A 22305-nucleotide genomic window follows, 5' to 3' on the forward strand; every position below is an offset into this window, starting at 1 on the left:
CACGGACTTATCGACCTGATGCCTGCCCCTGATTTTGCAGTGTTCCATCAGGCCCGTCCATCCTCAAAGCGTGGTTCGCACCCGCCAGAGTTCCGGAAACAGTTCAACTTCCAGCATTTTTTTAAGGTAACTCACCCCGCCGGTCCCCCCGGTCCCGCGTTTAAAGCCAATGACGCGCTCTACCGTGGTCACATGGTTGAACCGCCAACGCCGGAAATAATCTTCAAAATCCACCAGCTTCTCGGCCAGCTCATAAAGCGGCCAATGCTTTTCCGGTGCGCTGTAAACCCGATGCCACGCCGCAATCACATCGTCATGTGCCGCGTATGGCGCACTGACATCACGCGATAACACCGCATCGGGCACCGCAATTCCCTCACGCGCCAAAAGGGCGAGCGCCTCGTCATAAAGGCTGGGCGTTGCCAGTTCGGCCTTCAGCATCTCGGTAATGTCGTCGCGGTGCGCATGCGGGCGCAACATCGCATGGTTACGATTGCCCAGCATGAATTCGATCTGGCGATACTGATAGGACTGGAAGCCCGACGACGGACCCAGCGCATCGCGGAACGTCGTATAGTCGCTTGGCGTCATGGTCCGCAAAACGTCCCACGCATTATTAAGCTGCTCGAATATCCGCGATACCCGTGCGAGCATCTTGAATGCCGGTTGCAGACGCCCTTCGCGGATGGCATCACGTGCGGCGGTAATCTCCCGGATCGCAAGCTTCATCCACAATTCGGATGTCTGATGCTGAATGATGAACAGCAATTCATCCTGCGCATCGGTCAATGGATGCTGGGCGGTCAATACCGCATCAAGCGCCAGATAATCGCCATACGACATCTGATCGGAAAAATCGGTTTTGGCCCCTTCGGTGCTGGGGTCATAGGGCTGGTTCATCGGGCAGCCGGTATTTTTGGCTTTATCGCTCATGTCACGGCATTCCTTTTATGGAATTCCGGCTTGTCCCAGGCGCGGGTTTCCATGATCTCCGACAGAATTCGGACCGCGCCATCAACATCGTTGTTATCGATATAAAGCGGGGTAAAGCCGAACCGGATGATATCAGGTGCCCTGAAATCACCAATCACGCCGCGTGCGATCAAGGCCTGCATCACCGCATAGCCATTTTCAAACCTGAACGATACCTGCGATCCCCGCTTGTTCGCATCCCGCGGGCTTGCCAGTTCCAGCATCGGGCAGCTTGCCTCGACCCCGGCGATGAACTGGTCGCAAAGCTCGATGCTGCGTTTGCGGATATCGGCCATCTCGATCCCGTCCCACGCCTTCATCGCCTCTTCCAGAACCGTCATCTGAATGACCGGCGGCGTGCCGACCCGCATCCGCGAAACATCCGGGGCCGGGCTGTATTCAAGGTCAAAGGCAAACGGGGCCGCATGGCCAAGCCATCCCGAAAGCGCCGGGCGAACGGTCTTCGCATGATCGGGCCGGACATAAATAAATGCCGGCGCACCGGGGCCACCGTTAAGGTATTTATAGGTGCACCCTACCGCAAAATCGGCTTCACATCCGGCAAGGTCCACGGGAACCGCCCCCGCCGAATGCGCCAGATCCCAGATCACGATTGCGCCCGCATCATGGACCATCTTGGTGATCCGTTTCATGTCATACATCCGCCCGGTGCGGTAATCGACATGGGTTAACATCAGGACCGCAAGGTCTTCGTTGATCAGGCTTTCAACATCTTCCGGGTTTGGCGTCTTAAGGACATGACCCTTATCAAGGCTTTTGATCAGCCCGTCGGCGATATAAAGGTCGGTCGGGAAATTGCCATTGTCCGACACCACCACCTTGCGTTCCGGGTTCATTTCAAGCGCGCTGGCAAGCGCCTGATAAACCTTGATCGACAATGTATCGCCCATCACCACCGTGCCCGGTGCCGCCCCGATCAGACGCGCGACCAGATCGCCAACGCGTTTGGGCTGCTCCATCCACCCGGCATCGTTCCAGCCGCGGATCAGCATCTCGCCCCATTCATCACTGATCATGGATTTGGCGCGCGCGGCTGCGGTTTTCGGCATCGCACCCAATGAATTCCCGTCAAGGTAAATCACCCCGTCAGGGATATGGAACAAGGCTTTGGTGGCGGCAAAGTCAATCATGCAGACATTTCCTGTTTCAATCGGAATCGCTGGATTTTTCCAGTCGCGGTTTTCGGTAACGCGTCGATAAACAGGATCGAACGCGGATATTTATAAGGGGCAATCGTCGCCTTGACATGATCCTGCAAAAGCTTCGCCATTTCGGGTGACGGATTGGCATTCGGCGTCAATACCACATGCGCCTGCACGATATAACCGCGTTCCTCGTCGGCGGCCGCCACCACCGCACATTCCGCCACATCCGGGTGCGACAGCAACGCCGCCTCAACCTCTGGCCCGGCAATGTTGTAGCCCGACGAGACGATCATATCGTCATTGCGCGCGGCAAAATGGAAATAGCCGTCGCTATCGACAAAAAACGCATCCCCCGTCAGGTTCCAGCCATCGCGCACATAACCATGCTGCCGGTCATCGGCCAGATACCGGCACCCGGTCGGGCCACGCACCGCAAGCTTGCCAATCGTGCCAACCGGAAGCTCGTTCATTTCATCATCAACGATCCTGGCTTCATATCCGCCCACCGGTCGTCCGGTGCAGGCCGGATGACTGTCGCCAAACCGGTTGGAAATAAAGATATGCAGCATCTCGGTGGCACCAATCCCGTCCAGCATCGGCTTGCCGGTCTTTTCCATCCATGCCTTGTAAACCGGGGCTGGCAATGTCTCGCCCGCCGAAACGGCGGCCCTAAGGGATGATAAATCCGCCCCGTCTTCCATCGCGGCCAGCATCGCCCGATACGCCGTCGGCGCGGTAAAGCACACGGTTGCCTTATAGGTTTCGATGATTTCAATCATGTTGGGCGGCGATGCCTTTTCAAGCAACGTCGCGGTCGCCCCGAACCGAAGTGGAAAAACCGCCAACCCGCCAAGCCCAAAGGTAAAGGCCAAGGGCGGCGACCCGACAAACACGTCATCGGGCGTCACGTTAAGCACTTCCTTGGCATAGCCATCGGCAATGATCAGAAGATCACGATGGAAATGCATGGTGGCCTTGGGCTCCCCCGTCGTGCCGGATGTGAAACCCAGCAACGCCACATCATCGCGCCCGGTCTTGACCGCCTCATATTTCACCGATTTGGTCAGTGCGATGCGATCCAGTTCCGCGTCATGATTGGCCGTACCGTCAAAGCCGATGACTTTCTTAAGGAACCTGCTGTCCTTCGCGCACGCCACCAGTTCATCCATCAGCCGCGTATCGCAAAGGGCAAATTCGATCTCGGCCTTGTCAACGATCTGGGCCAGTTCACCGGCACGCAGCATCGGCATGGTATTGACCACAACCGCCCCCGCCTTGGTCGCGGCTAACCAGCACGCCACCATCGCCGGATTATTGGCCGACCGGATCAAAATCCGGTTGCCGGGCTTGACCCCATAATCCTCGGCCAGCGCATGGGCAATGCGGTTGGTCCAGTCGGACAATTCCTTGTATGTCCGCTGGCGGCCATTGCCGATCAGGGCGGTATTGTCACCAAACCCCTGTTCGACCAGCCGGTCGGTCAACTCGACCCCGGCATTGAGATATTCGGGATACTGAAACTTTTCGAGGTTAAAGACCGGCCAACTTTCGACCGGTGGCAGATTGTCCCTTGCGAACGTATCGCTATGTGCGGTCGGACCCAGAACGTGCGACATGGTTAAGCCCCTGATACAGCTATTTTTGTGCCAGCGTTTGCCGTGCAATGATTATTTTTTGGACGTCTGACGCGCCTTCATAAATCCGAAGGGCGCGAATTTCCCTATACAGCGTTTCAACGATGTGGCCAGAACGCACACCATCGCCGCCATGTATTTGTACCGCCTTGTCGATGACGGTTTGGGCATGATCTGTTGAATAAAGTTTTGCCATCGCGGCCTCGCGCGACACCCGCGATGCCCCGCTATCCTTAAGCCACGCGGCGCGATAAACCAGAAGCGCACTGGCATCGACATCAAGCGCCATGTCGGCCACATGCCCCTGCACCATCTGCAAATCAAAAAGCGGCGCACCAAACAATTCGCGGGACTGAACGCGACTGATGGTTTCGTCCAACGCACGACGGGCAAAGCCAAGTGCAGCCGCGGCAACGGTCGACCGGAACACGTCCAGAACCGACATCGCGATCTTGAACCCTTCGCCGGGAAGGCCAATCAGGCTGCTTGCCGGAATACGGCAATCGCTGAATTTCAACCGCGCCAATGGATGCGGCGCAATGGTTTCCAGCCGTTCGGCAATCGAAAGCCCCGCTGTGTCGGCGGGCACCAGAAACGCCGATAGCCCCTTGGCCCCCGGTGCCTCGCCAGTGCGCGCAAACACGCAGTAAAAATCGGCAATCCCGCCATTGGAAATCCAGGTTTTCTCGCCATTCAGCACGAAATGGCCGCCATCGGACCGCGCCTCAAGCGCGATATTGGCAACATCCGATCCCGATTGCGGTTCGGTCAGGGCAAAGGCCGCAATCGCCTTGCCGGACCGCACTTTCGGCAGGATTTCCGCACGCTGCGCTCTGGTGCCAAACAGCGAAATCGCCCCGCTGCCCAATCCCTGCATGGCAAAGGCAAAATCGGCCAGCCCGTCATACCGCGCCAATGTCTCGCGGATCAGGCAAAGCGACCGGACGTCAAGTTTCGCCCCGTCCTGATCGGGGTCACAATCCGGGTCAATCGCCGCATGGTTAAGCCACCCGCCATCATTAAGCCGCGCCACCAGATCGCGGCACGCCGCATCGACATCATGATGATCGATACCGTCAAGATTGGCCGCCGCCCACGCATCAAGCCGTGCGGCAAGGTCGCGGTGCCGGTCTTCGAAAAACGGCCAGTCAAGATAGGACGTATCAGCCATCAGTTCCCCTCGAACACCGGTTTTTCCTTGGCGACAAATGCCTTATAGGCGCGATTGAAATCCTCGGTCTGCATGCAGATCGCCTGCGCCTGCGCTTCGGCCTCAATCGCCTGTTCGATCCCCATATTCCATTCCTGCGCCAGCATGGTTTTCGTCATCATGTGACCGAAATTCGGGCCTTCGGAAATCCGGGTTGCCAACGCAATCGCCTCGGCCTCCAGAACATCGCCCTCGACCAGCCGGTTATAGAAACCCCACCGCTCGCCCTCATCGGCACTCATGGAACGCCCGGTATAAAGAAGTTCTGCTGCCCGGCCCTGCCCGATGATCCGCGGCAGGATCGCACATGCCCCCATGTCACAACCCGCAAGCCCGACACGGGTAAACAGAAACGCGGTTTTCGAAATCGGGGTCGCAATGCGCAAATCCGATGCCATGGCAATGATCGCCCCGGCACCAACGCAAATGCCGTCCACCGCCGCAATCACCGGCTTGCCACAGCCAATGATCGCCTTCACCAGATCGCCGGTCATGCGGGTAAATTCCAAAAGCCCCTTCATGTCCTTGTCGATCAGCGGGCCGATAATGTCGTGCACATCCCCGCCCGAACAGAAATTGCCCCCGTTCGATCCAAACACCACCGCCTTGATATCATCGGCATAAACCAGATCGCGGAACGTATCGCGAAGCTCGGCATAGCTCTCGAACGTCAGCGGGTTTTTGCGTTCCGGCCGATCCAGCGAAATGACCGCAACATCGCCTTCCATGCGCCAGTTGAAATGCTTTGGCGTGATGTTTGCCATCTTAGTCATGGTGCGCCTCGTTATGATGATAAACAGTCCGAAGAATACGGATCAGGGCATCGGCATCATGGGCCGACAGATCGGAAAACAGCTCGGAAACCCAGCCTTCATGCACCAATGCGCGCTCGGCAAAGTCCTTCTCGCCCGCTTCCGTCAGGCGCACGATCGATGCCCGGCGATCATTTTCGACCGGCACCCGGACCAGCATCCCCTCGGTGACAAGCCGGTCGACAATCCCGGTGACATTGCCGTTTGAAACCATCAACGCGCTTGAAAGCTCGCTCATGCGCATCCCGTCGCGGGACCGGTAAAGCGCTGCCATCACGTCAAAGCGCGGCAGGGTGGACCCGAATTCAAGGCGCATCTTCTCGCGAAGCTCGCCCTCGATCTTGCGCGACACTCTCAGGATTTGCAGCCACGCCCTAAGGCGCGCCTTTGAGATATCCGATGTTTCATTATGCGGCAGATCGGGATCGCGGACTGTCTTATCCATATTCATATCTCTCCTCCCGATACCGAAATCGCCTGTCCGGTGATCGATGCGGCCTGGCTGCTTGCCAGCCACATCACGGTCTCGGCCACTTCTTCGGGTTGGATGAACCGGTTCTGCGGATTGATCTTTGCAAGGCTTGCCCGTGCGTCTTCCGTACTCATGCCGGTTTTCGCAACGATATTGGCAACCGATTGTTCAAGCATCGGCGTTTCCATGAAACCGGGGCACACCGCATTAACCGTGATCGGCGTCGCGGCAAGCTCGGTCGCAAGGCTTTTGACAAGCCCGATAACCGCATGCTTTGCCGCGCAATAGGCGGTGACATAGGCATAACCCTTAAGCCCCGCCGTCGATGCAATCGAAATCAACCGTCCCGGCTTGGCGCGGTCCATCACGTTCAATCCCTCGCGGAACGTCAAAAACGTCCCCGTCAGGTTCACATCCATCGTGCGTTTCCAAAGATCAATGGATGTTTTGCCAAACGGTGCGCTTTCGGCCATACCGGCATTGGCAATCACCAGATCGGGCGCGCCGATCACATCGCCAAATGTGCCAAACATCGCACGGACCGATGCCTCGTCCGTCACATCGGCGGGGATGGCGGTGATCCCCGGATGTCTTGCCACCTCGGCCAGCATCTCGGGCCGGCGGCCCGATACCGCGACCTTGACCCCGGCATCGGCCAGCATACGGGCCATCACGGCCCCCACACCCGTCCCGCCGCCGGTAATCAATGCTGTGCTGATGGCAAGGTTTCCCATGGGTTACACCTTCCCGGTCATGACGTCGGACCGTTCCGCCAGACGCCACATCTGATCACGCCCGGCATGGTACGGTTCTGGCCAGTTTTCCGTCCGGTTGCCAAGCGTTGCCGCCGCATGCAGCGTCCAGTACGGATCGGCCAGATGCGGTCGCGCAAGGCACACAAGGTCCGCCCGTCCCGCCATCAGGATCGAATTGACATGATCGGGTTCGTAAATATTGCCAACCGCCATGGTCGCCATATGCGCTTCGTTCCTGATCCGGTCGGAAAATGGCGTCTGGAACATGCGGCCATAAACCGGGCGTGCGGCCTTGGTCGTCTGACCGGCGGACACGTCGCAAATATCAACATCATGGGCCTGCAACATCCGGGCGATCTCGACCGCTTCTTCGGGTGTCACGCCCTCATCCCCGACCCAGTCATTGGCTGAAATACGCACCGATAACGGCTTGTGCGCGGGCCATGCGGCACGCACCGCATCAATCACTTCCAACGGATAACGCATCCGGTTTTCCAGCGACCCGCCATATTCATCATCGCGCACATTGCTGACCGGGCTGATGAAGGATGACAGAAGATACCCGTGGGCCGCATGGACCTCGATCATGTCAAAGCCCGCCCGGTCCGCCATTTCGGCGGCTGCGACGAACTGATCGCGCACCCTATCCATATCATCGCGCGTCATCGGTTTTGGCGTCTGGTTGCGATCCGACCATGCAATGTCGGATGCCGACAATAACGGCCAGTTCCCCGATTTCAGCGGCGCGTCCATTTCTTCCCAACCAAGCTGGGTAGAACCCTTGCGCCCGGAATGGCCGATCTGCGCACAGATTTTGGCATCCGTTTCGGAATGCACGAAATCGGTAATCCGTTTCCATGCCGCTTCGTGCGACGGCGCGTAAAAACCGGGGCAACCCGGCGTGATGCGGCCGGTGTCGGAAACACAGGTCATTTCGGTGTAAACCAGCCCGGCTCCACCCTTGGCGCGCTCCGCATAATGCACCAGATGCCAGTCGGTCGGGCAACCATCCACCGCCTTGTACTGCGCCATCGGCGACACCACGATGCGGTTCTTGAGCTTCATATCACGCAATGTAAACGGCACGAACATTGGATGACGGACTTCGTCATTCGCCGGTATACCCGCCTTGCGCTGGAACCATCCTTCGGCATCTTTCAGCCACTTGGCATCGCGCATCCGAAGGTTTTCATGGCTGATGCGCTGCGATCTGGTCAGAAGGGAATAGGTAAACTGCACCGGATCGAAATGGAAATACCGCTCGATCTCCTCGAACCATTCCATCGAATTGCGTGCCGCTGATTGCAGGCGTAAAACCTCCAACCGGCGTTCGTCTTCATATTTGGCAAAGGCGGATGGAAGATCGGCTTCGGAATGCAGGTAATTGGCAAGCCCGATGGCACTTTCAAGCGCCAGTTTGGTGCCCGATCCGATGGAAAAATGCGCGGTCGCCGCCGCATCGCCCATAAGGACGATATTCTCATGCGACCATGTTTTGCAAAGAACCCGCGGGAAGCTTAACCATGCCGAACCACGCACATGATGGGCATTGCTGATCAACGCATGACCGCCAAGGTGATCCTTGAAGATTTCCTCGCAGGTGGCAATCGACTCTTCCTTGGTCATGTCGCCAAAACCATAGGCGTCCCAGGTCGCTTGCGAACATTCGACGATGAAGGTCGCGGTCTGGTCATCAAACTGATAGGCGTGCGCCCAGACCCAGCCCTTGTCGGTTTCCTCGAAAATAAAGGTAAAGGCATCATCGAATTTCTGATGCGTGCCCAGCCAGACAAACTTGCATTTCCGCGTATCGATATCGGGCTGGAATTTATCGGCAAACTCGGTGCGGGTTTTGGAATTAAGCCCGTCGGATGCGACGACAAGGTCAAATTCCCTGGCATAATGCGCCGCACTTTCGGCCTCGGTCTCGAACCGAAGCTCAACACCCAGTTCGCGTGCGCGCTGCTGCAACAGGATCAAAAGCTGCTTGCGCCCGATGCCGCAAAAACCATGCCCGGTCGATACGGTTTTTTCACCGCGATACAGGACCGCAACATCATCCCAGTATGAAAAATGGGCCCGGATCGCCTCGGCACTTTTGGCATCATTCTGCGCCAGATTGGTCAGCGTCTCGTCCGACAGGACAACGCCCCAGCCAAACGTGTCATCGGGCTTGTTCCGCTCGATCACCACGACCTCATGGCCGGGATCGCGCAATTTCATCGAAATCGCAAAATAAAGCCCCGCAGGACCGCCACCCAAACAAGCTACTCTCACCTGATTTTCCCTTCTTGATATGGGGGTCTTTGCCCCGGTTGTTTTGGGAAACTTCAAAAACGGTACGCCTGCCTGACATTTATTTCAAGCGTAAAATATTTGGGTTTGAAATATCTCGATTTTCCCCTAGAATCCTCGAAACAGGGCCCAAAAACAGGGCGATGTGGAAACAGGAAAAAACAGGGGAAAAGCATTGCATTCCGCGGCAATATCCGCAGAGTCCCTCGCGATCCCCTGATAAAACCGCATCATCAAAGATGACGTCAGACAAGGAAGGCATTCACCATGATCACCAACTGGGACGACGCATACGCCAATGGCGATTACATCAAGGGTGCGGCAGAATTTCCCGGCATGTGGGACAAACTGGCAGCAGCCTTCCGCGATGAAATGGTGGCCTCAGGCCGGGCGGAACTGGATGTGGCCTATGGCAATGCCGAGCGTGAAAAATACGACCTGTTCCTGCCCGAAGGCAGCCCAAAGGGCGCGGTCGTTTTCGTGCATGGCGGCTACTGGAAGGCGTTTGACAAATCGACATGGTCGCATCTGGCACGCGGGGCTGTCGCACGCGGCTGGGCGGTCTGTCTGCCAAGCTATACCCTGGCCCCCGATGCCCGCCTGTCGGAAATCACCCGCCAGATCGGGGCGGCGATTGATCATGTTGCCAACCGCATTGCAGGCCCGATCCACCTGACCGGCCATTCGGCCGGCGGCCATCTGGTCAGCCGGATGAATTGCGCATCCTCGCCCCTGTCAGCGGCCACACAGGCACGCATCAAAAACACCGTTTCGATCAGCGGCCTGCATGATCTGCGCCCGCTTCTGAAAACCGCGATGAATGATGTTCTGAAACTCGACGAGGATGAGGCAATCGCCGAGAGTGCCGCCCTGAGCCGCCCGCATCTGCCATGCTCCATCACCTGCTGGGTCGGCGCGGATGAGAGGCCGGAATTTGTCCGTCAGAACGATCTTCTTGCCAATATCTGGACCGGGCTTGGCGCCACGACCCGCGCGGTCGAGGCCCCCGGCAAACACCATTTCGACGTCATCGCCGATCTGGCCGATCCGGATTCCGATCTGGTCGCCTGCCTGCTGCATCCGATTGAGCCGGAGGACGCATAATGTCGACACTGTCCCCGGTCAGCCTCACCACCGAAAACGACATCGCGATCATCACGATTGATCACCCGCCGATCAACGCCACCAGCCATGCCGTCCGTCTGGGAATCTGGAATGCGCTCGATCAGGTCAACCGCGATGACGCGATCCGGGCCGCGATCCTGATCTGTGCCGGATCAACCTTTATCGCCGGGGCCGATGTCACCGAATTTGGCAAACCGCCGCTGGACCCGATCCTGCCCGATCTGATCCTCAAGCTCGAACAATCGACCAAGCCGCTGATTGCCGCCCTTCACGGCAATGCCCTTGGCGGCGGGCTTGAGGTCGCGCTCGGCTGTCATTACCGCATCGCCACCGCGACCGCCAAACTCGGCCTGCCCGAAGTCAATCTTGGCCTGATCCCTGGTGCCGGTGGCACCGTGCGCCTGCCCCGCCTGATCGCGGCTGAAAACGCGATTGCCATGATCACCGGCGGCAAGCCGGTCAATGCCGCTACCGCCCACGATTACGGCCTGATCGACGAAATTGCGGATATCGGAAATGGTGATTTGCGGGTTGCGGCAATCGCCTTGGCCAACCGGATCAAAAACACACCCTGCCCGGCCGCCCTGATCGACCGCGCCCCGGTCAATGCCCCGGATGCCGATGCTTGGGATGCGATCCTTGCCGGGATCGCCAAAAAGGCCCGTGGGCAGAATGCCCCGGTGATTGCCGCCCAAACCATCCGGGCCGCCGTGACCGGCGACGCCAGAACCACCCTGGGTCTTGAACGCGAAAACTTCGTTCGCCTTCGCGACAGTGACCAGTCAAAGGCGCTGCGTCATATTTTCTTTGCCGAACGATCGGTTGCCAAGCTGCCCGAACTGGCCGGGGTCGATCCCCGCCCCATTGCCGAAATCGGCGTCATTGGCGGCGGCATCATGGGGGCCGGTATTGCCACCGCTGCCCTTCTGGCCGGCTATGCCGTGGTGATGATCGAACGCGATGACGACGCCTGTGAACGCGGCATTGCCAATGTCCGCCATCATCTCGGCGGGTCGCTCAAACGCGGCATCATCACCCAGTCCCGCCATGATCAGCTTCTGGGCGATCTCGTCAGCAGCACGGATTACGCCGCCCTCGCCGATTGCGATCTGGTGATCGAAGCCGTGTTCGAGGACATGGCCGTCAAGCATGACGTGTTTGCCAAACTCTCCGCCCATTGCAAATCCGATGCGGTGCTGGCATCCAATACCTCCTATCTCGACATCGATGCGATTGCGACTGCCTGCACCCATCCCGAACGGGTGATCGGCCTGCATTTCTTCTCCCCGGCGCATGTGATGAAATTGCTCGAAGTCGTCCGCACCCGGTTGGCCAGCCCCGCAACACTCGCAACTGCCCTTGCCTTCGCCAGACGGCTTGGCAAGATCGCGGTCCCTTGTGGGGTGTGTGATGGCTTCATCGGCAACCGGATCATGTCGGCCTATCGCAAACATTGCGAATACATGCTCGAAGACGGATCTCTCCCGTCTGACATTGACCGCGCCATGACCAATTTCGGCTTCCCGATGGGCCTGTTTGCCATGCAGGACATGGCAGGCCTTGAAATCTCATGGGCCACGCGCAAACGCCTGGCCCCCACCCGCGATCCGAATGAACGATATGTCGCCCTTGGGGATTACCTCTGTGAAATGGGCCGTTTCGGGCGCAAGAATGGCCTTGGATGGTATCGCTATGATGAACATGGCAAAGCTTTCCCTGATCCTGTTGTCGATGAACTGGTGATCGCTGAGTCGGCGAAAAAGGGCATCAAGCGCCGCCCGTTTTCCGATGCCGAAATCATCGAAACCATCCTGTCTGCCATGCAGGCAGAAGGCGAAAAAATCCTCGCCGAAGGCATCGCGCACAGCCCGGACGCCATCGATGTCGTGATGGTCAACGGCTACGGCTTCCCCCGCCACAAGGGCGGGCCGATGCACCTTAAAAAGACCGCCTGAACACCCGAAATCCGGGGCTTTCGCGGCCCCGGAAAGGTGCCCGACCCCGGCCCTTCTCCAACATCACCGCGACCCGGTACAAACCGGGCGCAACTCGGGCATAAGGTCACCCAAATGACGCTCAACTGGTGCTCAAACAGCCCGCAAACCGGGCGCAACTCTCCCGCTTGGCCGCCTTTGACTGCTTTTGACTGCCGTTTGTCCCCCGCTTGACCGCCAACAAAACGTCCAAAATCGCCGCTCGTGGCCATAATACGAACCGCCAATCTGGCTGCCCGCCGCACACTGCACACCACATACCACCAAAACAAAAACGCCCACCGGGAAATTCCCGACGGGCGCAATTCTGGTGTTGACTTGGTTCTTATAGCAGACCAAAAAGAACAAATCAAGAACTTTTTGGTAAGGCCGACGATTTTTTTCGCTTACCCGACCAGAACTTCCTTGCCACTCGCAAGCGATTCAAGCGCCGCATCGGCCAGAATCAACGCTTTCAGGCCATCCGCACCGCTGGGATAGTTGCTGGTTTTACCCGCCACCACATCACAGAATGTCGTCAGCTCGATGCGATAGGCATCGGCATAACGCGACATGAAGAAATCCATCAACGGTTCGGCGGTATAGCCCGCCCCGTTCGCCACCGTCACCGACGTGGTGCGATGGTTTCCGGCCTCGACCAGACCTTTTGAGCCATGCACTTCGATGCGCTGGTCATAACCATATGTCGCACGGCGCGAATTGGTGATCACCGCCATCCGGCCGCTTTTGGTCCGAAGTGTCGCCGCCGCACTATCGACATCACCCGTCGCCTTGATTGCCGGGTCGGTCAGAACCGCACCGGTGGCATAGACCGATACAATCTCCTCGCCCAGAAGGAAGCGCGCCATATCAAGGTCATGGATCATCATATCGCGGAAAAGCCCGCCCGACCGTTTGATATAATCGACCGGCGGCGCGGATGGATCGCGCGACGTGATCTGCACCATTTCAACATCACCAATCGCGCCCGCGTCAATTTCGGCCCGAAGGCGGGCAAAACTGGGGTCAAAACGGCGGTTGAAACCAACCATCAGGACCGCACCGGTTTCCTCGACCACCTTAAGGCAATCGCGCACCCGCCCGGCATCCAGATCGACCGGCTTTTCACAGAAAATCGCCTTGCCCGCCCGCGCGGCCAGTTCGATCTGATCGGCATGAAGGTCGGTTGGGGTGGCAATGATAACGGCGTGAATATTGCCATCCGCCATGATTTCCTCGACCGTCGCACGGGTCGCCCCGGTAAGGGCAATCGCGTTTTCCGCCGCGGCATCGACCGGGTCGAAAACCTTGGCGATTTTGGCATTTGGCAGGGCCTGAACGGCTTTGGCGTGGGTGATGCCGATACGGCCAGCACCAAGAAGTCCGATATTAAGCATGTCTGACATCCTGAAAGGACAAATGTTGCGAAGATGGGAATACGGAAAACGGGTTATTTGCTGTCGCGCTGGAAAATCCAGTCATGATCGGGATGGTTCTGGAACCGCCATTTGCGCATCGGCCCGGCCATGACATTCAGGTAATACATCTCATAGCCATAAGGACTGCCGCACGGGTGATGCCCCTTGGGTACCAGCACCACATCGCCATCCGAAACCGCCATGGTTTCGTCAAGCTCCCCATCCTCGGTAAAGACCCGCTGGAAACCAAAGCCCTGCTTGGGATTAAGCCGGTGATAATAGGTTTCCTCAAGGTATGTCATGTCGGGATAACTATCCTCGTCATGGCGGTGCGGCGGATAGCTTGACCAGTTGCCGGACGGGGTGAAAACCTCGGTCACGAGAAGGCTATCGGCAATATCCTTTTCCTCCATCGCAATCGGATGGATGTATCGCGTATTGGCCCCCTTGCCACGTTCGACCAGCTCGATATCGCTGATTACACGCGCCGGATAATTGCCCTTGCCCGGTGCGGTACAGACCGCAAGCGTGCAATCGGTCGTGGCCTTCGCACTCCAGTTGGCATCATTGGGCGCATAGACACAGGCAGGCGGGATACGTTCAAACACGCTCATGCGTTTGCCCAGTTCCCCGAAATTCTGATCATCCACCGCGATTTCGGCCTTGCCTTCGACAAGAACCAAAATCACCTCGCGGTCGCCCGTCGGCTCGGCTGCCGCTTCACCGGCTTTCAGGTGATAAAGACCGAACCCGACATAGCCCCAATTGGCACTTTGGGCGGTAATGTCATGGACTTTTCCGGTTGTCCCCGACGGTTTTCTCAGCAGATCGACCATCAGGCTTCTCCCTTATCCAGTCCGGTTTTCTGCGCCATCGCACGCAGCGCCTTAAGCCCCATCGACTGATATTTGAACGGGTTGCGCACGACCGGGTCCTGTTCGGCCTCGATCACCAGCCAGCCGGAATAACCATGCTCGGCGGCGATTTTCAAAACCGGTTCGAAATCAACAATGCCTTCCTCGTCGCCGGGCACGGTAAACACCCCGCGCCGCACCCCTTCAAGGAAGCTCAGATGCTGATTGCGCACCTGCTCGGCGATTTTCGGACGCACGTTTTTGCAATGGATATGCGCCACCCGATCCATATAACGGGTTGCCAGTTCTTCGGGATTTGCCCCACCAAACCATGCATGCCCGGTATCAAGCAACAAATGCGTTTTCGGGCCGGTATGGGCCATGAAGGCATGAATTTCATCAGCCGTTTCAACAATCGTGCCCATATGGTGATGATACACCAATGTCACACCCTGATCGGCGCAATAGGCGGCAATCGCCTCGACATCCGCGCCAAATTTCGCCCATTTGTCCGCCGCCAAAACCGGGCTTTCGGACAGGGCCGCATTGTCATTGCCGTGGATCGCATTGCTGGTTTCGCACACGATGCACACCTTGCATCCCATCGCTTTCAGCAAATCCAGATGCGGCTGGATCGCCTTTTTCTCGTCCTCGACCGAATGGGTCAGAAGGTTAAGCGAATGCCAGCCCGACACGAATTTAAGCCCGTTGGGATCAAGCTTGGCCTTCAGTGCCACCGGTTCGGTCGGCATCTTGTGGCCTTTTTCAATCCCGTCAAAACCGATTTCGCCTGCTTCGGACAAACAGGTTTCAAGGCTGATTTCAGCACCCAGCGTCTGATCATCGTCATTGGACCAGGCAATCGGGTTTGTGCCGTAAAGGATCATTTTCTCAATCTCCGGGGCGCTGCGCCTTAAGCGCGGTTTCGTATTTCTTGCGTGCTTCGTTCACCGTTGGCCGCACCGAAACTTCGGGCACGGCAACATCCCACCAATGGCCACCTTCATCGGTGCTTGGCAGGGGATCGGTATCAATGACAATGGCGTAGGAACGGTCCGCCTTGCGCGCACGTTCCATCGCCGCTTCCAGTTCGCTGATCGACGATACCTTTTCGGCAATCGCCCCCATCGATCCGGCATGGGCGGTGAAATCAATCGCCGACGGCACCACATGGCGTGCGGTATCCAGAAGGTTGTTGAAACTTTCCCCACCCGTCGCCATCTGCAACCGGTTGATACAGCCATAACCACGGTTATCAAGGATCACGGTAATGATCTTGTGGCCCAGCATCACACTGGTCGCCAGTTCGGAATTCATCATCATATAGGACCCGTCACCGACCATCACCACGACCTCGCGATCCGGCTGTGCCATCTTGACCCCAAGCCCGCCGGCAATCTCGTATCCCATGCAGGAAAAGCCGTATTCAACGTGATAACCGTTGGGTTTTGCCGCCTTCCAAAGCTTGTGCAGCTCGCCGGGCAAACCACCCGCCGCACAAACCACAATTGCATCGTCATCCACACTGCGCTGAACCGCGCCGATCACCTGCGCATCGGTCGGAAGGGCATTGCCCGTCGGCATTGCCGTCACCTTGTCAACCGCCGCAATCCAGTCGGATTTAAGCTTGGCATCAATCGCCGGTGCCTGGTAATCGCCCAGCATCCCGCCGATCTCGGCCAAGGTCACCCTGGCATCCCCCGTCACCGCAATCGCATTATGTTTGGCTGCGTCATAGGCCGCGACATTGATCGACAGGATGCGCCGGTCCGGATGCTTGAACAGCGCCCAGCTTCCGGTGGTGAAATCCTGCAACCGTGTGCCGACCGCGATGATCAGGTCAGATTTTTCGGCAATCGCGTTGGCACTGCTGGCCCCCGTGACGCCAATGGAACCAAGGTTAAGCTCATCATCCCACGGCATGGATGATTTACCCGCCTGCGTTTCCCCGACCGGGATATTGTGGCGATGGGCGAACTCGGCCAGGGCATCGCATGCCCCCGCGTAATGCACCCCGCCACCGGCAATGATCATCGGCTGTTTGGCGCCCCTGATCGCCGCCACCGCCGCCTCAAGCTGATCCAGATCGGCGCGCGGGCGCTGGGTTTTCCAGGTTTTGGTGTCAAAGAAACTTTCGGGCCAATCAAATGCCTCGGCCTGCACATCCTGACAGAATGCCAATGTCACCGGGCCGCAATCAGCCGGATCGGTCAATGTCGCCATGGCGCGTGGCAGGGCGGTCAAAAGCTGCTCGGCGCGCATGATGCGATCAAAATAACGGCTGACCGGCTTGAAACAGTCATTGGCCGAAATCGTGCCATCGCCGAAATCCTCGACCTGCTGCAACACCGGGTCGGGCGCGCGGTTGGCAAACACGTCACCGGGCACAAACAGAACCGGCAGACGGTTGACATGCGCAAGCGCCGCAGCCGTCACCATATTGGTCGCACCCGGCCCGATCGATGTCGTGACCGTCATGGCACGTTTGCGGTTCGATGCCTTGGCGTACGCAATGGCGGCATGGGCCATGCCCTGCTCGTTATGGCCGCGCCAAGTCGGGAAATCATCGCCGATGCCGTGCAATGCCTCGCCCATTCCGGCGACATTTCCATGACCAAAAATCGCCCAGCACCCGCCGAAAAACGGTACACCGTCTTCGTTCTGCTGTTTGCTTAGATACCGCACCATCGCCTGGGCGGCGGTTAATCGAACGGTTTTCATGCCGCTCCTCCCGATTTTTTGCGCGCCGCATCCCATGTGGTGCAAAGCGCGCGATATTTTTCCGCCATCTGTGCAACGGCTGTTTGATCGTCAATGTTACCCGCAAGCCAGTCGCGTGCAACCCCGGCAAAGATCGTCCGCCCAACGGCAAAGCCCCTGACCATGTCATGCTTGGCCGCAACCTCGAAACTTGCCACCAGCTCGGCTTCCGGCGCTTCAAGACCCAGAACGACGATGCCCCGGCAATAAGGATCATGGCGCGAAATCATGTCACAGGCATGACGCCATGCCGCGTCCGATTTCATCGGCTCGAGCTTCCACCAATCGGGATAAACCCCGATCTCATAAAACCGCTCGATGATTTTTGCCGTCGTCTGATCATCACAGGCCGCAACCTTGGACGGGATGATTTCCAACAGGAATTCAAGCCGGTTGGCCCGTGCCCCATCCGCCAGCCGCTTGATGGTTTCTTCCTGATCTTCCTTCATCGCCGCGTCATCATCGGGGTGATAGAAACACAGCACCTTGACGACATGCTCGACCGGCCATTCGGCAAGCTTGCTTCCGATATCCGGGCCAATTTCCAATCGTAACGGACGCGATCCCGGCAATTCAACCGGCCGCCCGATCCAAAGCCCGGTGCCAGCCGCGGCATAAAGCGCATCACGGCCAAGGCGCGGTTCGCACAGGATGCCATAACCCGGCTTATCACCCGCCACATCGCGCACCGAACGCAGGCAAAGCTCCTTGAACGGCCCGATCCGGTCGCGCGAAACGCCAACCTCATCGGCCAGGTCTTCAAGCTGCATGCGGTGATCAAAGGCAAAAACCCGCATTTCCGGCCAGTCACCCATCCGGTTGGTCGACCAATGGATCTGCTCCAGCTCCGCATCATGACGCAGCGACGGGTTCTTGATCCCCCGATCAAAGAAGAACTGCAATTCGTCCCAGCTTGGATAAGCCGGCGTACAGCCATGCCGCGACACGGCAAACGCGCCGCACGCATTGGCATATTTAAGCGACGTTTCCCAGTCCTGATCCGTCAGCCACCCCTTAAGCAGGCCGGACATAAACCCATCACCCGCGCCCAAAACGTTAAACACCTCAACCGGGAAACCGGGGCCGGAAATCCCATCATCAAGGCTTGCACCGATCTTGCCGGTAAAGGCAACCGCCCCCATCGGCCCGCGTTTGCACACCAGTGTCGCGTTCGATGTGACCCGCACATTTTCAAGCGCCTCAAGCGTATCGGTCGTGCCACCGGCAATGTGGAACTCTTCCTCGGTCCCGACGATCAGGTCAAAAAGATGCAATGTCGCTTGCAGTTCCTTGGTCACCTTGTCCGATGCAATGAAGCGGTTTTCACCATCCCCATGCCCCGACAATCCCCAAAGATTGGGCCGGTAATCAATATCAAGGGCCGTTTTGGCCCCGTTTTCCCGCGCCAGTTTCAATGCCTTCAGCACGGCCGCCCGGGTGCGCGGATGCGATAAATGCGTCCCCGTCACCGTGACGCACCGCGCATCGGCAATAAATTCGGGATCAATATCATCCTCGCACAGCGCCATATCGGCACAGTTTTCCCGATAGAAAATCAACGGAAACTGTTCCTGATCGCGCACGCCCAGAAGGACAAGGGCGGTCAGACGTTCCGGATCGGTGACAACACCACGGACATCGACACCCTCGGCCAGCAACTGTTCGCGGATGAAACGCCCCATGTGCTCGTCGCCCACCCGCGTGATCAGGGCCGATTTCAGGCCAAGCCGCGCGGTGCCACACGCCATATTGGTCGGTGATCCGCCGATATATTTGTTAAAGGATGCCATATCCTCAAGTCGGCCGCCGATCTGCGCCCCGTAAAGATCAACCGATGATCGTCCGATGGTAATGACATCAAGCTTTTTCATCAGATCGTCCCCCCAAGCGACCCTTCAAGCTCGGCCAGTTCCTGACCGCCCGCCATCAGATCCTGCAATTCTTCGGGTTTGATATCACCCCGCTTTGCCGTGCCATGCGTCTGTCCACGGTTCAAAACCGTGAAACGGTCGCCCACCGCCATGGCATGGCGCACATTATGGGTAATGAAAATCACCCCGATGCCCGATTTGCGCACCCTGTCGATGGTCGCCAGCACATTGGATGTCTGCCGCACGCCAAGGGCGGATGTCGGTTCATCAAGAATAAGGACCTTGGCCCCAAAATAGACCGCGCGCGCAATCGCCACCGTCTGCCGCTCGCCCCCCGAAAGGGTGCCGACCGCCTGTTCCGGCTCGCGCAGATTGATGCCCATACGCGCCATTTCATTAAGTGTGACCGAATTGGCGTGATCGAAATCGATCCATTTGAACGGGCCGAAACTTTTGCGCGGTTCACGCCCCATCCAGAAATTGCGCGTCACCGACATCAACGGGATCATCGCCAGATCCTGATAAACCGTGGCAATCCCGGCTTCCATGGCATCACGCGGGCTATCGAATGTGATTTCCCTGCCGCTGACCTTCATCGTGCCCTTGGTCGGTTTATGGACCCCCGACATGGTTTTGATAAAGGTCGACTTGCCCGCCCCGTTATCGCCCAGAAGACAATGACACTCGCCTTCCATCACATCGAACGACACCCCGCCCAGCGCGATCACCGGACCAAAATGCTTTTCGATATTGTTCATTTCAATCAGTGGCGTGCTCATCACCGTTCTCCCGTGATCATGCGGCGGATATATGTGTTCATGATGACGGCAAGGATCAGGATACCGCCCAGGAACACACGGAACAGCGAACTTTCAGCCCCGGCAAAAAACAGCCCCTGCTGAACCACACCGAAAATCAGCGCGCCAAGTGCTGCCCCGATGACCGAACCATATCCCCCGGTCAGGAGCGCCCCGCCGATCACCACACAGATAATCGCTTCAAATTCTTTCAAAAGTCCGCGGTCGGCTGCGGCAGAACCGAATTCCATCACCTGACATGTGGCGAAAACCGTGGCGCAGAACGCGGTAAACATGAACATCAGGATCTTGACCCGATTGACCGGAACGCCGACATAACGCGCTGCCTGCGCATCCCCACCGGATGCGAAAATCCAGTTGCCAAAACGGGTTTTGGTCAAAAGCCAGTGCCCGAAAATCACCAGCACCACCGCCCAGACCACCAGCATCGGCAGGCCTTCAACAACCGGCTGCCCCTCGCGCGAACCGCGCGTAAAGGTATCAAGCAAGCCAAGATCGGCAAACCACTGGAACAAATCCTTGAAAATCACGCCGCCAAACAGAAACGCCAGCGGATCGCCCTCTGCGGCTTCCTTGACCCCACCAATAATCGTCTGGCGCGTGGTCAGGATGGATAACCAGATCGTCAAACCGCGCAGGATATAAAGAAATGCTAGGGTGACGATAAAGCTCGGCAACCCGGTCTTGATCACAAGGAACCCGTTTAGCGCACCAAGGGCGACACAAATGACAAAGGCCGCAATGATCGACAGCCACACCGGCCATCCCATATGCACCGACAGAATGGCAATCACCACCCCGGCAAAGCCGATCATCGATCCGACCGACAGATCAAATTCGCCGGCAATCATCAAAAGGCAGGCACCAACCGCAATGATGGCAAACTGCGCAGAAACCACGCCCCAGTTCTGCACCCCTTCGGGCGAGAACATGCCGCTATCGCCCGCGATCATGAAGAAGAAAACAAAGACCAGGATCGTGCCGCAAATAGCACCCAGTTCCGGTCGGATCATGGCACGTCGAAGGGTTGAGACTTGCTTGAGCCGCTCGTCCGTCATGACATCACTCTTTTATCTGGCAGGTGAGTTTTGCCAGGGGGCGGCACGCTGCCCACCCCCTGACGGGAGGAATGCTTAACGGAATTCGCCAGCGTATTTTTCAACAAGCGCGATATTGTCCTTGGTGATGAAACCGGGACCGGAATTGATGTTGCCGGACGGCAGAACACCATATCGTGCATAGTTGGTCAGGATAACGACCGGCAGATACCCCTGAAGGTAAGGCTGCTGATCAATGGCGAAATTGATCTCGCCCTTTTTGATCGCTTCGGCGATTTCGCCCGAAAGGTCAAAGGTGCCAAACATGATCTGACCGGCAAGACCGGCATCACGAACGGCGGCCAGGGTCGGATGGGCCGAATTCGGGCCAAGTGTCAGGATCGCATCGACATCCGAATTGGTGTTCAGATAGGCCGCGACCTTGTTCTTCACTTCCGACGGATCCATGCCGCTATCGATCATCTGGCTGCCAAGCTCGACGCCAAGCGCATCGGCAAAGCCACGGCAACGCTCAACCGATGCCGGGTTGGTGATGTAATGGTTCACACAGACAAATGATTTCGCACCGGCGGCTGCGGCACGTTTGCCCGCTCCGAAACCGGCATCATATTCCGGCTGGCCAACATGCATCAGCGCGCCAAGCTCGGCCGACTGTTCAACGGTGCCGGAATTGATCGTGATCACCGGAATACCGCGATCAACCGCATCCATGATCGGGCCTTTAAGCACGTTGAAATCGGCGATGGTGACAATGATGCCATCCGGGTTGGTGGCCGCTGCCTGCTCGACAATACGGGCCATATCGGCCAGATCGCCGGTCGGCGGGTTGCGGTAATCAACCGTGACTTCCATCTGGTCGCCTGCGACCTTGATGGCATTCTTGATGGTGTTCCACCAGCTGTCCGAGTCCGGTGCATGGCTGATCAGAACGAATTTTTCGTCTTCTGCCGAAGCAGTCCCGGTAAATCCGGCAAAGGCAATGGCAACGGCCGCAATTGCGGTCAAAGTCTTCTTCATCGTTAGCCTCCCTAGTGGCTTTGAAACGGGGCCGCATGTTGCGCCCCGATGCGTCGACTGAATGTTCAGTGAACGGTCCGGCCTGTGATTTCTTA

At 57.8% G+C, this 22305-nt stretch carries 18 protein-coding genes; 2 read left to right on the plus strand and 16 right to left on the minus strand.

The window, feature by feature from the left end; genetic code table 11:
• Positions 1 to 63: 63 nt before the first annotated feature.
• Genes kynA through P8T57_RS00800 form a run of 8 tightly spaced genes read right to left on the minus strand, consistent with a single transcriptional unit; the run spans position 64 to position 9298 of the window.
• On the minus strand, positions 64 to 933 hold the full coding sequence (kynA, locus tag P8T57_RS00765) for a tryptophan 2,3-dioxygenase (RefSeq protein WP_341364291.1): 870 nt from the start codon (positions 931 to 933) through the stop codon (positions 64 to 66).
• A complete protein-coding gene (kynU, locus tag P8T57_RS00770; protein WP_341364292.1) occupies positions 930 to 2123 on the minus strand; it encodes a kynureninase in 1194 nt (397 codons plus the stop codon). Before kynU ends, kynA begins: the two co-directional genes overlap by 4 nt.
• On the minus strand, positions 2120 to 3754 hold the full coding sequence (locus P8T57_RS00775; RefSeq protein WP_341364293.1) for an AMP-binding protein: 1635 nt from the start codon (positions 3752 to 3754) through the stop codon (positions 2120 to 2122). The genes kynU and P8T57_RS00775 overlap by 4 nt, the downstream gene beginning before the upstream one ends.
• 19 nt (positions 3755 to 3773) lie before the next feature.
• Positions 3774 to 4943, minus strand: a complete 1170-nt coding sequence (locus P8T57_RS00780) for an acyl-CoA dehydrogenase family protein (RefSeq protein WP_341364294.1) — start codon at positions 4941 to 4943, stop codon at positions 3774 to 3776.
• Complete coding sequence (locus tag P8T57_RS00785; protein WP_341364295.1) at positions 4943 to 5755, minus strand: enoyl-CoA hydratase family protein; 813 nt, start codon at positions 5753 to 5755, stop codon at positions 4943 to 4945. The genes P8T57_RS00780 and P8T57_RS00785 overlap by 1 nt, the downstream gene beginning before the upstream one ends.
• Entirely contained in the window at positions 5748 to 6239 is a 492-nt protein-coding gene (locus P8T57_RS00790; RefSeq protein ID WP_341364296.1) for a MarR family transcriptional regulator, read from the minus strand. Before P8T57_RS00790 ends, P8T57_RS00785 begins: the two co-directional genes overlap by 8 nt.
• Before the next feature lie 2 nt (positions 6240 to 6241).
• Positions 6242 to 7000, minus strand: a complete 759-nt coding sequence (locus P8T57_RS00795; protein ID WP_341364297.1) for an SDR family NAD(P)-dependent oxidoreductase — start codon at positions 6998 to 7000, stop codon at positions 6242 to 6244.
• A gap of 3 nt (positions 7001 to 7003) precedes the next feature.
• Positions 7004 to 9298, minus strand: coding sequence for a bifunctional salicylyl-CoA 5-hydroxylase/oxidoreductase (locus P8T57_RS00800; protein ID WP_341364298.1), 2295 nt, complete (start codon positions 9296 to 9298; stop codon positions 7004 to 7006).
• A 285-nt stretch (positions 9299 to 9583) separates the two neighbouring features.
• On the opposite strand from P8T57_RS00800, the gene P8T57_RS00805 reads away from it, so the two are divergent.
• Both P8T57_RS00805 and P8T57_RS00810 read left to right on the plus strand, forming a co-directional pair.
• Positions 9584 to 10420, plus strand: coding sequence for an alpha/beta hydrolase (locus P8T57_RS00805; RefSeq protein WP_341364299.1), 837 nt, complete (start codon positions 9584 to 9586; stop codon positions 10418 to 10420).
• The gene (locus P8T57_RS00810; protein ID WP_341364300.1) at positions 10420 to 12396 is read left to right on the plus strand and encodes a 3-hydroxyacyl-CoA dehydrogenase NAD-binding domain-containing protein; all 1977 of its coding nucleotides are present in this window, start codon (positions 10420 to 10422) and stop codon (positions 12394 to 12396) included. Before P8T57_RS00805 ends, P8T57_RS00810 begins: the two co-directional genes overlap by 1 nt.
• A 425-nt stretch (positions 12397 to 12821) precedes the next feature.
• Here P8T57_RS00810 and iolG read toward each other — a convergent pair whose 3' ends face one another.
• From iolG to P8T57_RS00850, 8 genes are all read right to left on the minus strand, one after another.
• Positions 12822 to 13811 carry an inositol 2-dehydrogenase gene (gene iolG / locus P8T57_RS00815; RefSeq protein ID WP_063095545.1) on the minus strand — a complete coding sequence of 330 codons (990 nt, stop codon included), beginning with the start codon at positions 13809 to 13811 and terminating at the stop codon, positions 12822 to 12824.
• 53 nt (positions 13812 to 13864) lie between these two features.
• Positions 13865 to 14668, minus strand: coding sequence for a 5-deoxy-glucuronate isomerase (iolB, locus tag P8T57_RS00820; protein ID WP_341364301.1), 804 nt, complete (start codon positions 14666 to 14668; stop codon positions 13865 to 13867).
• Positions 14668 to 15573, minus strand: a complete 906-nt coding sequence (gene iolE / locus P8T57_RS00825; protein ID WP_341364302.1) for a myo-inosose-2 dehydratase — start codon at positions 15571 to 15573, stop codon at positions 14668 to 14670. Before iolE ends, iolB begins: the two co-directional genes overlap by 1 nt.
• A 4-nt stretch (positions 15574 to 15577) precedes the next feature.
• Complete coding sequence (gene iolD, locus P8T57_RS00830) at positions 15578 to 17407, minus strand: 3D-(3,5/4)-trihydroxycyclohexane-1,2-dione acylhydrolase (decyclizing) (protein WP_341364303.1); 1830 nt, start codon at positions 17405 to 17407, stop codon at positions 15578 to 15580.
• Positions 17404 to 19317, minus strand: coding sequence for a 5-dehydro-2-deoxygluconokinase (gene iolC, locus P8T57_RS00835; protein ID WP_341364304.1), 1914 nt, complete (start codon positions 19315 to 19317; stop codon positions 17404 to 17406). The genes iolD and iolC overlap by 4 nt, the downstream gene beginning before the upstream one ends.
• The gene (locus P8T57_RS00840; RefSeq protein ID WP_341364305.1) at positions 19317 to 20096 is read right to left on the minus strand and encodes an ATP-binding cassette domain-containing protein; all 780 of its coding nucleotides are present in this window, start codon (positions 20094 to 20096) and stop codon (positions 19317 to 19319) included. The genes iolC and P8T57_RS00840 overlap by 1 nt, the downstream gene beginning before the upstream one ends.
• A complete protein-coding gene (locus P8T57_RS00845) occupies positions 20096 to 21193 on the minus strand; it encodes an ABC transporter permease (protein ID WP_341364306.1) in 1098 nt (365 codons plus the stop codon). Before P8T57_RS00845 ends, P8T57_RS00840 begins: the two co-directional genes overlap by 1 nt.
• 75 nt (positions 21194 to 21268) lie before the next feature.
• Complete coding sequence (locus tag P8T57_RS00850) at positions 21269 to 22210, minus strand: sugar ABC transporter substrate-binding protein (protein ID WP_341364307.1); 942 nt, start codon at positions 22208 to 22210, stop codon at positions 21269 to 21271.
• Between the last annotated feature and the right edge of the window lie 95 nt (positions 22211 to 22305).

Origin of the sequence: Thalassospira sp. SN3W, assembly GCF_038070535.1 — a bacterium.
Taxonomy (GTDB): Bacteria; Pseudomonadota; Alphaproteobacteria; order Rhodospirillales; family Thalassospiraceae; genus Thalassospira; species Thalassospira xiamenensis.

Excerpts from the sequence above, each read along its gene's own strand:
- kynA (WP_341364291.1), bottom strand. The coding sequence starts at position 933 with ATGAGCGATAAAGCCAAAAATACCGGCTGCCCGATGAACCAGCCCTAT.
- kynU (WP_341364292.1), bottom strand. The coding sequence starts at position 2,123 with ATGATTGACTTTGCCGCCACCAAAGCCTTGTTCCATATCCCTGACGGG.
- iolE (WP_341364302.1), bottom strand. The coding sequence starts at position 15,573 with ATGATCCTTTACGGCACAAACCCGATTGCCTGGTCCAATGACGATGAT.
- iolB (WP_341364301.1), bottom strand. The coding sequence starts at position 14,668 with ATGGTCGATCTGCTGAGAAAACCGTCGGGGACAACCGGAAAAGTCCAT.
- P8T57_RS00810 (WP_341364300.1), top strand. The coding sequence starts at position 10,420 with ATGTCGACACTGTCCCCGGTCAGCCTCACCACCGAAAACGACATCGCG.
- P8T57_RS00785 (WP_341364295.1), bottom strand. The coding sequence starts at position 5,755 with ATGACTAAGATGGCAAACATCACGCCAAAGCATTTCAACTGGCGCATG.
- P8T57_RS00840 (WP_341364305.1), bottom strand. The coding sequence starts at position 20,096 with ATGAGCACGCCACTGATTGAAATGAACAATATCGAAAAGCATTTTGGT.
- iolD (WP_341364303.1), bottom strand. The coding sequence starts at position 17,407 with ATGAAAACCGTTCGATTAACCGCCGCCCAGGCGATGGTGCGGTATCTA.
- iolG (WP_063095545.1), bottom strand. The coding sequence starts at position 13,811 with ATGCTTAATATCGGACTTCTTGGTGCTGGCCGTATCGGCATCACCCAC.
- P8T57_RS00805 (WP_341364299.1), top strand. The coding sequence starts at position 9,584 with ATGATCACCAACTGGGACGACGCATACGCCAATGGCGATTACATCAAG.
- P8T57_RS00850 (WP_341364307.1), bottom strand. The coding sequence starts at position 22,210 with ATGAAGAAGACTTTGACCGCAATTGCGGCCGTTGCCATTGCCTTTGCC.
- P8T57_RS00780 (WP_341364294.1), bottom strand. The coding sequence starts at position 4,943 with ATGGCTGATACGTCCTATCTTGACTGGCCGTTTTTCGAAGACCGGCAC.
- P8T57_RS00845 (WP_341364306.1), bottom strand. The coding sequence starts at position 21,193 with ATGACGGACGAGCGGCTCAAGCAAGTCTCAACCCTTCGACGTGCCATG.
- iolC (WP_341364304.1), bottom strand. The coding sequence starts at position 19,317 with ATGAAAAAGCTTGATGTCATTACCATCGGACGATCATCGGTTGATCTT.
- P8T57_RS00795 (WP_341364297.1), bottom strand. The coding sequence starts at position 7,000 with ATGGGAAACCTTGCCATCAGCACAGCATTGATTACCGGCGGCGGGACG.
- P8T57_RS00790 (WP_341364296.1), bottom strand. The coding sequence starts at position 6,239 with ATGGATAAGACAGTCCGCGATCCCGATCTGCCGCATAATGAAACATCG.
- P8T57_RS00775 (WP_341364293.1), bottom strand. The coding sequence starts at position 3,754 with ATGTCGCACGTTCTGGGTCCGACCGCACATAGCGATACGTTCGCAAGG.